This is a genomic window from Dechloromonas sp. A34 (assembly GCF_026261605.1).
In the GTDB taxonomy this organism is placed as follows: Bacteria; Pseudomonadota; Gammaproteobacteria; order Burkholderiales; family Rhodocyclaceae; genus Azonexus.
This window is the reverse complement of record NZ_CP102486.1, coordinates 747841-760365: the sequence shown is the minus strand read 5'-3', so window position 1 is coordinate 760365 and position 12525 is coordinate 747841. Positions and strand designations below refer to the sequence as shown.

At 65.9% G+C, this 12525-nt stretch carries 7 protein-coding genes and 1 pseudogene; 7 read left to right on the top strand and 1 reads right to left on the bottom strand.

The window, feature by feature from the left end; genetic code table 11:
• Positions 1 to 27: 27 nt before the first annotated feature.
• A complete protein-coding gene (glgB, locus tag NQE15_RS03730; RefSeq protein ID WP_265946659.1) occupies positions 28 to 1893 on the bottom strand; it encodes a 1,4-alpha-glucan branching protein GlgB in 1866 nt (621 codons plus the stop codon).
• A gap of 114 nt (positions 1894 to 2007) precedes the next feature.
• Between glgB and glgC the strand changes: the two genes are divergently transcribed.
• The 7 genes and pseudogenes from glgC to glgA all read left to right on the top strand — a co-directional run bounded on the left by glgC (position 2008) and on the right by glgA (position 12523).
• The gene (glgC, locus tag NQE15_RS03725) at positions 2008 to 3276 is read left to right on the top strand and encodes a glucose-1-phosphate adenylyltransferase (protein ID WP_265946657.1); all 1269 of its coding nucleotides are present in this window, start codon (positions 2008 to 2010) and stop codon (positions 3274 to 3276) included.
• Complete coding sequence (locus NQE15_RS03720; RefSeq protein ID WP_265946655.1) at positions 3269 to 4924, top strand: glycoside hydrolase family 57 protein; 1656 nt, start codon at positions 3269 to 3271, stop codon at positions 4922 to 4924. Before glgC ends, NQE15_RS03720 begins: the two co-directional genes overlap by 8 nt.
• A 7-nt stretch (positions 4925 to 4931) precedes the next feature.
• Positions 4932 to 6032: pseudogene (locus NQE15_RS03715) on the top strand (alpha-amylase/4-alpha-glucanotransferase domain-containing protein); the annotation flags it as partial.
• Positions 6033 to 6226: 194 nt separating this feature from the next.
• Positions 6227 to 6913 (top strand): alpha-amylase/4-alpha-glucanotransferase domain-containing protein, encoded by a 687-nt coding sequence (locus NQE15_RS03710; protein WP_323054981.1) that lies wholly within the window; start codon positions 6227 to 6229, stop codon positions 6911 to 6913.
• Positions 6910 to 9489 carry an alpha-glucan family phosphorylase gene (gene glgP / locus NQE15_RS03705; protein WP_265946653.1) on the top strand — a complete coding sequence of 860 codons (2580 nt, stop codon included), beginning with the start codon at positions 6910 to 6912 and terminating at the stop codon, positions 9487 to 9489. The genes NQE15_RS03710 and glgP overlap by 4 nt, the downstream gene beginning before the upstream one ends.
• Positions 9486 to 11069 (top strand): glucose-6-phosphate isomerase, encoded by a 1584-nt coding sequence (gene pgi / locus NQE15_RS03700; protein WP_265946651.1) that lies wholly within the window; start codon positions 9486 to 9488, stop codon positions 11067 to 11069. Before glgP ends, pgi begins: the two co-directional genes overlap by 4 nt.
• Positions 11066 to 12523, top strand: a complete 1458-nt coding sequence (gene glgA / locus NQE15_RS03695) for a glycogen synthase GlgA (protein ID WP_265946649.1) — start codon at positions 11066 to 11068, stop codon at positions 12521 to 12523. Before pgi ends, glgA begins: the two co-directional genes overlap by 4 nt.
• The last annotated feature ends 2 nt before the right edge of the window (positions 12524 to 12525 follow it).

The following is a 12525-nucleotide window of genomic DNA, read 5'->3' as shown; positions in this document are numbered from 1 at the left end:
GGCTGAGCCCGCCATTGTCGGCCAGGATCAGGCTTTTCCCAAGACCACGGCGGCCAACGGCGGCAGGGTAATCGCCAGATTGGCCGGGCGGCGCATCCATTCGCCGGCGCTGGCCTCGATCGCCCCGCCATTGCCGAGGTTGCTGCCGCCGTAATAGGCCGAGTCGGTATTGAGGATTTCGCTATAGCGGCCAGCCTGCGGCACGCCGATCCGGTAGGCGGTCTGCGGCGTCGGGGTGAAGTTGAGGGCGACGACAACGAAGCTGCCGTCGCGCCCCCAGCGCAGCCAGCAGAGCACCGAATGCTCACTGTCGTGGCAATCGATCCACTCGAAGCCGCAACTCTCGAAATCCTGGCTGTGCAGCGCCGGATGGTCGCGATAGAGGCGATTCAGATCGCCGGACAGGCGGTGCACGCCACCATGGGCCGGAGCGTTGAGCAGGCCCCAGTCGAGCTCGCGGGCTTCCGACCATTCGCCCGCCTGGCCGAATTCATCGCCCATGAAACACAGCTTCTTGCCCGGCATCAGCGCCTGCCAGGCCAGCAGCAGGCGCAGGTTGGCGTGGCGTTGCCAGGTATCGCCCGGCATCTTGCCGAGCAGCGAGCCCTTGCCATGCACGACTTCGTCATGCGAGAAAGGCAGCACGTAGTTTTCGCTATAGGCGTACATCTGGCCGAAGGTCAGTTCGTCGTGATGCCAGCGCCGGTAGATCGGATCGCGGTGGAAGTAACGCAGGCTGTCGTTCATCCAGCCCATGTTCCATTTCATCGAGAAACCAAGGCCGCCGACATAGGTCGGCCGCGACACCATCGGCCAGGCCGTGGATTCCTCGGCGATCGTCAGGGCACCGGGAAACTCGCCATGGACCATGGCATTCAGCGCCTTCAGGAATTCGATGGCGTCGAGGTTCTCCCGCCCGCCGTAGGGATTGGGCAGCCACTCGCCGGCCTTGCGTGAGTAGTCGAGGTAGAGCATCGAAGCCACGGCATCGACGCGCAGTCCGTCGAAGTGGAATTCGGCCAGCCACCAGTGGGCCGAGGACAGCAGGAAGCTCCTGACCTCGTGCCGCCCGTAATTGAAAATGTGCGTTCCCCAGTCGGCATGCAAGCCGAGACGCGGATCTTCATGCTCATAGAGGGCGGTACCGTCGTAGCGGGCGAGCGCCCACTGATCCTGCGGGAAGTGACCGGGCACCCAGTCGAGCAGCACGCCGAGGCCGGCCTGGTGACAGGCGTCGATGAAGAAGCGCAGGTCGTCGGCCGAGCCGTAGCGCGCGGTCGGCGCGAAATAGCCCGTGGTCTGGTAGCCCCAGGATTCGTCGAGCGGGTGCTCGGTGACCGGCAGCAGTTCGAGATGCGTGTAGCCGTGGTCGACGGCGTAGGGAATCAGGCGTTCGGCCAGTTCGCGCCAGAGGTAGGGCCGGCCGTCGAGATGGCGCATCCAGGATCCGGCATGAACTTCATAGATATTGAGCGGCGCATGCTGCCAGTCCCAGGCGGCGCGCTTTTCCAGCCATGCGGCGTCGCCCCAGGAATGGCCGGCCGGCGGCACGACATAGGCGGCGGAACCCGGCCGCAACTCGAAGCCGCGGGCGTAGGGGTCGGACTTAACCAGAACCTCGCCGCTGGCGCGATTGGTGATCGCGAAACGATACAGGCTGTGCGGCGCTGCCTCCGGCACCCGCAGTTCCCAGACGCCGGAGGCCCCCAGGGCAGACATGCGGTGGGCATCGCCCCGCCAGCCGTTGAAGTCGCCGAGCACCGCAACCTGCGAGGCATTGGGCGCCCAGACGCGAAACACCGTGCCAGCGGCGTCCGGATGCGCCCCGAGCAGCCGGTAAGCCTGAACGTTGCGGCCTTCGTTGAACAGGTATAGCGCTTCGGAATGCTGCATCGGGTCCCCCTACCGCAGTATCATAAGTCAAAACAGTGACCAGGGAGGTCCGCTATGCCCCTTACCCCGAGCTGTCCCCATCAGCCCTACTGCGAGTTACGTGAGCAGACCGACATGCGTTTCATCAGCCAGCTGACCCGCAATACCTTCGCCATCATCCTGGCCGGTGGCCGCGGCACCCGCCTGATGCAGCTGACCGACTTCCGTTCGAAGCCCGCCGTGCCCTTCGCCGGCAAGTTCCGGATTCTCGATTTTGCACTCTCGAACTGCGTCAATTCCGGCATCCGCAAGATCGGCGTCGCCACGCAGTACAAGGCGCACAGCCTGATCCGCCACGTCCAGCGCGGCTGGAGCTTTCTCGACGGCCGTTTCGACGAATTCATCCAGCTCCTGCCGGCCCAGCAGCAGATCGACGAAAACCAGTGGTACCAGGGCACCGCCGATGCCGTCTTCCAGAACCTGCACTTCCTCCGCCGCTACCATCCGGAACACGTGCTGGTCGTCGCCGGCGACCACATTTACAAGATGGACTATGGCCGCATGCTGGCCTTCCACGTCAAACAGCAGGCCGACATGAGCGTCGCCTGCATCGACGTACCACTGGCCGACGCCCGCGAATTCGGCGTGATGGGTGTGGACGAACATGACCGGGTCGTTGATTTCGTCGAGAAGCCGCAGCAGCCGCCAGCCATCCCCGGCCAGCCGGAGCGCGCCCTGGCCTCGATGGGCATCTACATCTTCAACGCCGAATTCCTCTTCGAGCAGTTGCAGCGCGACGCCCTGACCCCGGGTTCGAGCCGCGATTTCGGCAAGGACATCATTCCCCACATCGTCTCCCGCCACCGTGTCTTCGCCCACCGTTTCGCCGACTCCTGCGTCGGCAGCGAGAATCACAAGCCCTACTGGCGTGACGTCGGCACCATCGACGCTTATTGGGAGGCGAACATGGAAATGACCAAGGTTACGCCCGAGCTCAACCTCTACGACCGTGACTGGCCGATCTGGACCTATCAGGAGCAGATGCCGCCGGCCAAGTTCGTCTTCGACGACGAGGACCGCCGCGGCACCGCCATCGATTCGCTGATCGCTGGCGGCTGCATCATCTCCGGTGCCAGCGTCAAACGCTCGTTGCTCTTTACCAGCGTCAATGTCCATAGCTGGGCACGGGTCGAGGACTCGGTAATCCTGCCCGGGGTCGATATCGGCCGCCACGCCGTGCTCAGGCGCTGTGTCGTCGACAAGCAGTGCCGGATTCCACCGGGCATGGTGATCGGCGTCGATCCGGACGAAGACCGCAAACGCTTCCACGTCAGCCCCAAGGGCATCACCCTGGTCACCGCCGAAATGCTCGGTCAGGGTGCGGCAGCGACCGGCCATGGCTGACCTCGCCTTCCTCTGGCACATGCACCAGCCGGACTACCGCCACCCGGACAGCGGTGAGTTCCTGCTGCCCTGGGTCTTCCTGCATGCCATCAAGGACTACACCGACATGGCGGCGCATCTCGAGCGCCATCCGAGCATCCGCTGCACGGTCAATTTCGTGCCGGTACTGCTCGACCAGATCGAGGATTACACCGAACAGTTCACCAGCAGAAAATGGCGTGACCCACTGCTGCGCATCGCCAGCCAGGCGGACCCTGACCAGCTTACCGCCGACGACCGCGGCTGGCTGCTCGACATGGGTTTTCGCTGCCACGAGCCGACCATGCTCGAACCTTTCGCCCCCTACCGCCGCCTGCGCGACCTGGCAAGCCACCTGCGCAACCATGACGGGCACGGCCTGAGCTACCTGTCCGGCACCTTTTATGGCGACCTCGCGACCTGGTACCTGCTGGCCTGGAGCGGCGAAAGCCTGCGCCGCGGCGGCCAGGTAATCCCCGACCTGATGGCCAAGGGCGACAATTTCTCGGCGGCCGAGCGCCAGGCCCTGCTCGACGAACTGGGCGCCGCGCTCAGCGGCCTGATTCCGCGTTACCGCGCCCTGGCCGACAGCGGCCAGATCGAACTGAGCTGCACGCCGGCCAGCCATCCGCTCGCCCCCCTGCTGCTCGACTTCCACTCCGCCCGCGAAGCCCTGCCCGACTGTCCGCTCCCCGCCGCCCCCGAATATCCCGGTGGCCGCTCGCGGCTGGCCGAGCACATTGCGGCCGCCCAGGCCAGTCATAGCCGCCGCTTCGGCCGGCCAGCCAGCGGCCTGTGGCCGGCCGAAGGCGCCCTGTCGACCGCCGTCCTGAAGCAGATCGCCGAAGCCGGCTTCGCCTGGACGGCGAGCAGCCATGGCGTTCTCAAGCACTCGGCCGGCAACGAGGCGCGGACCACGACGCCGTGGCTGGTCCCTGAAGACACTCCAGGCAATCTGACGCTGTTCTTCCGCAACGAACGGCTGTCCGACCTGATCGGCTTCGAGTACGCCAAATGGCACGGCCGCGATGCCGCCCAGCACTTCATGACCGAACTCAAGTCCATCCACCTGCAGAATGCAGACAACCTGATCCCGGTCTTTCTCGACGGCGAAAACGCCTGGGAGTACTACCCCTACAACGGCTGGTATTTCTTCACCGACCTCTATGGCGCGCTGGAGAAAAACCAGGCCATCCGCACCGTCACCCTCTCCGAAGCCGCCGTTGCCCACCACGGGCGCAGCCCGCGCCTACCCAAGCTGATCGCCGGCAGCTGGGTGTACGGCACGCTCTCAACCTGGATCGGCCACCCGGACAAAAACCGCGCCTGGGAAATGCTCTGCGAGCTGAAACAGTGCGCTGACCGCGCCCTCGACAGCGGCCGGCTGAGCCCGGCCGAGTCTGCCGAAGTCCGGCGCCGCCTTGCCAATTGCGAAAGCTCCGACTGGTTCTGGTGGCTTGGCGACTACAACTCGCCGCAGTCGGTCGCCAGTTTTGACAGCCTGTTCCGCGAAAACCTCAAGGCCCTCTACCGCCTGCTCCATCTGCCCCACTCGGCCAGCCTCGACCACCCGATCAGCAAAGGCGGCGGCGAACCTGAAAGCGGCGGCACCATGCGCCGCGCCAACTAGGCCAATCATGACGCACCCCATCACCCTGCTGCTTGGCGTCCATGCCCACCAGCCCGTCGGTAACTTCCCCGAAGTCATCGAGGACGCCCACCAGCGCTGCTACAAGCCCTTCCTGGAAACCTTGCACGCCTACCCGGACTTCCGCTTCGCGGCGCACTTTTCCGGCTGGCTGCTCGACTGGCTGCGCGAACGTCACCCGGCCGACATGGAACTGCTCGCCACCATGGTCAAACGCGGCCAGGTCGAACTGTTCAGCTCGGGCGACACCGAACCGGTGCTCGCCGCCATTCCGCACCGCGACCGGGTCGGCCAGCTGCGCACCCTGAACGACAAGCTGGCCGCGTGGACCGGCGTCCGGCCGAGCGGCGCCTGGCTGACCGAGCGCGTCTGGGAATCGGCCGTCGTCCCGGCACTGGCCGAAACCGGCATCCGCTACGTCACCGTCGACGACTACCATTTCTTCTGCACCGGCAAGGCGGCAGCCGAACTCGACGGCTTCTTCAGCACCGAGGAAAGCGGCACCCGGCTCGACCTTTTCCCGATCTCCGAAGCCTTGCGCTACCGCCTGCCCTTCTCGCCGGCCCCCGATGTCATCGGCTATCTTGAAAACCTCGCAGAACAGGGCCAGGCGGCCGCCATCTATTTCGACGACATCGAAAAATTCGGCATCTGGCCCGAGACCTATGACTGGGTCTATAACCGCGGCTGGCTCAAGGCGCTGATCGAAGGCGTGCTGGCCAGTCCGCTGATCCGCACCGCCACCTATGCCGACTTTCATGCCCGGGCGGCGACGCGCGGCATCGTCTATCTGCCCACCACCTCGTACAGCGAAATGAACGAATGGACGCTGCCGATGCCGGCGGCCGGCATCTATTCGAACCTGCTCGCCAGCGAAAAAGCGGCCGGGCGCGCCGAGCAGCACCGCCCTTTCCTGCGCGGCGGTATCTGGCGCAATTTCCTGACCCGCTATCCGGAAGCCAACTGGATGCACAAGCGGATGCAGGCGCTGTCGGCACGCCTCCACGAACTGGCACCGCCACCGCCCGCCCTGACCGCCGACCTCTACCGCGCCCAAGCCAACGACGCCTACTGGCACGGCCTGTTTGGCGGCCTCTACCTGCCCCATCTGCGGCGCGCCGTGTGGCAAAACATCGTCGCCCTGGAAGCCGGACTCGACGCTCTGGCGCCGCGGCCGCCGATCGAGGTCCGCGACCTCGACCTGGATGGCCATGACGAGATCTTCGCCCTGAGCCGCGAACTGCAACTGGTCGTCCGCGCCGACGGCCTGGCCGCCCCCATGAACTGGTCAGCTACCGGCTCGGCCACAATTTCGGCGACACCCTGCGCCGCAACCACGAGCACTATCACGACAGGATCGGCGACGGCCCGAGCCCGCATGCCGGTGACGGCATCGCCTCGGCCCACGACATCGTCCGCTGCAAGCAGCCGATCGCCGCCGAGGACATCGTTCCCGACCTCCTGCCACGCGCCCTGTGGCTCGACCAGCTCGACGGCGTCGGCCTCGCCGACTACAGCCGCGCTGCCCCCTCTCCCGAACTGTGTTTCGACCGCCCCGGGGTGCACAAGACCCTGGCCGTTAACGGCTCGGGGGTCGTCGTTTCCTGGCAATTCGACGGGCTGGCCGGGCAGCGCTTCACGACCAGCCTCAATCTGGCGATGCCCAGTTGCGATGGTTTTCTCGGCCGCTACGTGCTGGCCGACGGCAGCATTGCCGGCGGCTTCGGCCAGCCGCTGGCACTGCCCGCCGCCACTTGGCTGGTGCTCGAAGATGGCGTACTGGGCGGCCGGATCGAACTGCAAACCTCGATGCCGGCGGAAATAGTTGCCCAAGCCCTGCAGACAGTCTCCCAATCCGAAGCCGGCTTTGAGAAAATCATGCAGGCGGTCGAAATCCGCTTCGCCTGGATCATTCCCGCCGACCGCAGCACGCTGCAACTCCAACTGACCATAGAACCTGCCCAACCATGACCGGAACCATCTACCAGATCGAAGTCAATCCGCAGATTCCGGAGCGTCTGGCCCGCCTCGAAGAGCTCGCCAACAATCTGTGGTACAGCTGGGACCGCCCGACCCAGGGCCTCTTCGCCAGTCTCTCCCACCCGCTGTGGACGGTGACCAACCACAACCCCAAGGCATTCCTCAAGCGCGCTGACCAGAAGCGCCTCGAAGCCACCGCCGAGAACCCGGTTTTCCTCGGCGCCCTGAACCGGGTCGTTTCCGCTTACGACAGCTACCATCAGATGCCCAACATGGCACACGTGCATGGCCGTCCGTTCAAGGAAGACGACCTGATCGCCTACTTCTGCGCCGAATTCGGTTTCCACGAAAGCCTGCCCATCTACTCCGGCGGCCTGGGCATTCTGGCCGGCGACCACTGCAAGGCGGCGAGCGACCTCGGCCTGCCTTTCATCGGCATCGGCCTGCTTTACCGGCAGGGCTATTTCCAGCAAAAGCTCAGCGCCGACGGCCATCAGCAGGCCATCTACAACGATTCCGACTTCGACGATCTGCCCATTTCGCCCATCCTCGACGGCAATGGCCAGGAGGTGCTGGTGCCGGTCGAGTTTCCCGAACGGACCATCCAGGCCAAGGTCTGGGAGGTAAAGGTCGGCCATGTCCGGCTGATCCTGCTCGACACCTGGCTGCCGCAGAACTCCGAGCGCGACCGCGAAATCACCCACCGCCTCTACGGCGGCGACAAGACGACCCGCATCGAACAGGAAATCCTGCTCGGCGTTGGCGGCGTCCGGGCGCTCGCCATACTCGGCCTTAAGCCGACGGTCTGGCACGTCAACGAAGGCCATGCCGCTTTCCTGATCCTGGAGCGCATGCGCAGCCTGATCCAGAACGGCAAGACCTATGCCGCCGCGCTCGAAGCGGTGGCCGCCAACGTCGTGTTCACGACGCACACGCCGGTGCCGGCTGGCCACGATCACTTCCCCGAGGAAATGATTCGCCATTACTTTTCCGGCTGGTGCCACGACCTCGGCATGTCCTGCGACCAGTTGATGGCGCTCGGCGCCGAACCCGGCAAGACCGACTTCAACATGACGGCCTTGGCCCTGCGCGGCTCGCGCCATCACAACGGCGTCTCGCGCATCCACGGCGACGTCTCGGCCGACATCTGCCGCTACCTGTGGCCGCAGATCCTGCCCGCCGAGAATCCGATGGACTACGTGACCAATGGCGTCCATCTGCCGACCTTCCTCGCTCCCGAGTGGTTCGAAACCTTCGAACGCTATCTCGGCATCGGCTGGCAGGAGCGCCACACCGAGGCCGCCAACTGGGCGGGTATCGCGGAAATCCCCGACGCCACCTTCTGGAGCGTCCGCCAGCAACTGAAGGCCAAGCTGCTGAAACTGGTCCGCGAGCGCATCCGGGAACAGCACCATCGCAACCAGGGTTCGCCCTCCCATCTCGATCGTCTGCTCAAGTTCGCCGATCCCGACAACCCGAATGTCCTGACCATCGGTTTCGCCCGCCGCTTCGCGACCTACAAGCGCGCCGCCCTGCTCTTCCAGGACCCGGCCTGGCTGCGCGAAATCATCTGCCAGGCCGAGCGCCCGGTGCTCTTCCTCTTCGCCGGCAAGGCCCACCCGGCCGACCAGCCAGGCCAGGAGATCATCCGCAAGATCGCCCAGATGGCCAAGCTGCCCGAGTTCGAGGGGCGTATCCTGCTCGTCGAAGGCTACGACCTGCATTTGTCGCGCTCGCTGGTTGCCGGCGTCGATGTCTGGCTCAACAATCCGATTTATCCGCTCGAAGCCTCCGGGACCTCGGGCATGAAGGCGGCGATGAACGGCGCGCTCAACCTCTCGGTGCTCGATGGCTGGTGGGGTGAAGGTTATGACGACGGCGAAGACCGCGGCGAAGTCGCCAACGGCTGGGCAATCAAACCCGCCTCCAGCCACCTCGACGAGGTCCGGCGCGACGCCGAGGAAGCCCGCACGCTCTACGAACTGCTTCAGGACCAAGTCATCCCGACCTATTACCGCACCGGGCCAATGGGCTATTCGCCGGAATGGGTGGCGATGGCCAAGCAGTCGATCGCCACCATCGCGCCGCGCTTCAATGTCACCCGCATGCTCAACGAGTACATCAGGAAGCTCTATGCCCCGGCCGCCGCGCACGGCCGGCGCTATGCCGCCGACGATTTCGCGCTGGCCGGCGAAGTTGCCCAGTGGAAATCCCGGGTCCGCGCCGCCTGGCCCGGCGTCCGCCTGCATCGCCTCGATTCCCCCGAGCGCCGGCTGACCTTCGGCGGCGCGCTGCACATCGAAGTCGCCGTCCAGCTCAACGGCCTGCAGGCCGCGGACGTTACCGTCGAAGCGCTGTTCGGCCGCTCCGGACACGATGGCAATATCGGCCGTGGCGTTCGCCACTATGCGCTGCACTGCGCGGGCGGCACCGCCCACGGCGAAGCGCTCTTCAACCTCGAACTGACCCCGGAACTGTGCGGCAAGCTGGAATATCGCATCCGCATCTTCCCGACCCATCCCTCGCTGATCCACCCCTTTGAAACGGGCCTCATGGTCTGGTTATGATGCTTATCGACTCCCCTCAATGGCAGGCCCTGGCCGCCCATGCCGCGGCCATGCGGCCCCAGCATCTGCGCCAGCTGTTCGCCGCCGACCCGGCGCGCTTCGAGCGCTTCTCGCTGCACCGCGACGGCCTGCTGCTCGACTTCTCGAAACAGCGGCTCGATGGCGAAACGCTGCGCCTGTTGCATGGGCTGGCCGCCGCCGCCGACCTCGACGGCTGGAAGCAGAAAATGCTGGCCGGCGAGGTGATCAATCACACCGAAGACCGCGCCGTCCGTCACATGGCGCTGCGTGCCGGCGACCAGGCGCCGGCCGAAGTGCACGCCGTGCTCGAACGCATGCAGGCGTTTTGCGAAAGCGTCCATAGCGGGCGTCGGCGTGGCTATTCCGGCGAACGCATCACCGATGTCGTCAATATCGGCATCGGCGGCTCCGACCTCGGGCCACGCATGGCCACCCAGGCCCTGGCCGCCCACCAGCAACCGAACCTCGCCGTCCATTTCATTTCCAATGTCGATGGCGCCGACATCGCTCCGCTGCTCGCCCGGCTCAATCCGCGCACGACCCTGTTCATCGTCGCCAGCAAGACCTTCACAACACTGGAGACCCTGATCAACGCCCGTACCGCCCGCGCCTGGCTGCTCGCCGCGGCGGGCCGGGAAAGCGCCGTGGCCGGGCATTTCGTCGCCATTTCGAGCGACCTCGAACGGACCCGCGAATTCGGCATCACCGCCGACAACGTCTTCGAATTCTGGAGCTGGGTCGGCGGCCGCTTCTCGCTGTGGTCGGCGATCGGGCTGTCGCTCGCCCTGGCCATCGGCTGGAAACACTTTTCCCGCCTGCAGGAAGGCGCGCGGGCGATGGATAAGCACTTCTTCGAGGCCCCGGCCAGCGAAAACCTGCCGCTCACCCTGGCCCTGCTCAGCCTGTGGAATACCGACTTCCTCGGCGCCTCGACCGCCGCCATGCTGCCCTACAGCCAGTCGCTGGCCCTGTTGCCGGCCTATCTGCAACAGCTGGAAATGGAAAGCAACGGCAAGCAGGTCAACCGCCAGGGCGAGCCGGTCGGCGTCGCGACCAGCCCGATCATCTGGGGCGAGGCCGGCACCAATGGCCAACACTCTTTCTATCAGCTGTTTCACCAGGGCGGCCAGGTCATTCCTTGTGATTTCATCGCCCTGCGCGAGGCGGATTTTCCGCTCCCCGGCCACCATGGCTCGCTGCTCGCCAACTGCCTGGCCCAGTCGGCCGCCCTCGCCTTCGGACAGACCGCCGACGAGGCGCGCGCCGCCGGCGTGCCGGACAAACTGGTGCCGTACAAGGTCTTTCCCGGCAACCAGCCGTCGACCACCCTGCTGCTGCCAGCCCTGACACCCTATTCGCTCGGCCAGTTGCTCGCCCTGTTCGAACACAAGGTTTTCTGCCTGGGCGTGCTGTGGAACATCAACTCCTTCGACCAATGGGGAGTCGAGCTCGGCAAGCAGCTGGCGGCGCAACTCACACCACTGATCGGGAGCGATGGCGACAGCAGCCTGTTCGACGCCTCGACCCGCGGCCTGCTGGCGGCGCTGAAACAGCGATGAACCCGCTGGCCATCCTCTTCGCTACCTCGGAAATGGCGCCCTGGGTCAAGACCGGCGGCCTGGGCGATGTCGCCGCCGCCCTGCCGGCCGCCCTGCGCCGGGCCGGACATGACATTCGCGTACTGTTGCCTGCCTATCCGGCGCTCAAGGAGGCCTTCCCCGGAGCGCCGGTGGTTGCCGCCATTCCGGCGCTCGCCCCGGGCTTACCCACCGCTCGCCTGCTCGCCGCCGACAGCGGCGGTTTGCCCTTGCTGCTGCTCGATTGTCCCGAATTGTACGAACGTCCGGGCAACCCCTATCTTGCCGCTGACGGCCACGACTGGCCGGACAACGGGCGCCGTTTCGGCCTGCTGTCACGCGTCGCCGCGCTGCTCGGCCAGCCCGCCTCGCCACTGCTTTGGCGCGTCGACGTCGTGCACTGCAACGACTGGCAAACCGCCCTCGCCCCCGCCTGGCTGCATTACGAAGGCGGGGCAGCCAGTGTCGTGACCGTGCACAACATCGCCTTCCCGGGCTGCTTTGAGGCGGCCATGCTAGGCGCGCTGGACCTGCCGGATAGCGCCTGGCGTTTCGACGGCGTCGAATACCACGGCCAGCTCTCCTTTCTCAAAGCCGGCCTGCAACTGGCGACGCGGATTTCGACGGTGAGCCCGACCTATGCCCGCGAAATCCAGGACGACAGTTTCGGCTATGGACTGGCCCCGTTGCTTCGCCACCGGCGCGACGATCTGCGGGGCATCCTCAACGGCATCGACACCGACATCTGGAACCCGGCCGCCGACCCCGCCCTGGTCCAGGGCTACGCCGCCAATCGGCTCGCCGCCAAGCGCGCCAACAAGCTCGCCTTGCAACGCGAGCTGGGCCTGGCGGAAGCAGCGGACCGCCCGCTGTTCGGCGTCGTCAGCCGGCTGACCGAACAGAAGGGCCTCGACCTGCTGCTCGACATCGGCGCCGGACTGACCGCCCTGCCCGCCCAGCTCGCCCTGCTCGGCAGCGGCGACAAGGCGATGGAAGCCGGCTTCATGGCGCTCGCCGAGCGTTTTCCCGGACAGATCGCCGTCCGTCTGAAATTCGACGAAGGCCTGGCCCACCGCATCGAGGCCGGTGCCGACTGCTTCCTGATGCCCTCCCGTTTCGAGCCCTGCGGCCTCAACCAAATGTACAGCCTGCGCTATGGCACACCGCCGCTGGTCCGCGCCACCGGCGGCCTGGCCGACACGGTGGTCGACACCACTGCCGCGACGCTGGCCGACAAGACCGCCAACGGTTTCGTCGTCGCCGACCTGACGCCCAACGCCCTCGGCGAGACCCTAGAACGCGTCGCCCGGACCTGGCAGGACAAGCGCATCTGGCTGCGCCTGCAGCAGAACGGGATGCGCCGTGATTTCTCGTGGAAATCGGCGGCCGGCCAATACATCGAGCTCTACCGCGACGCCATCGCCGCCGCGCACTGAAA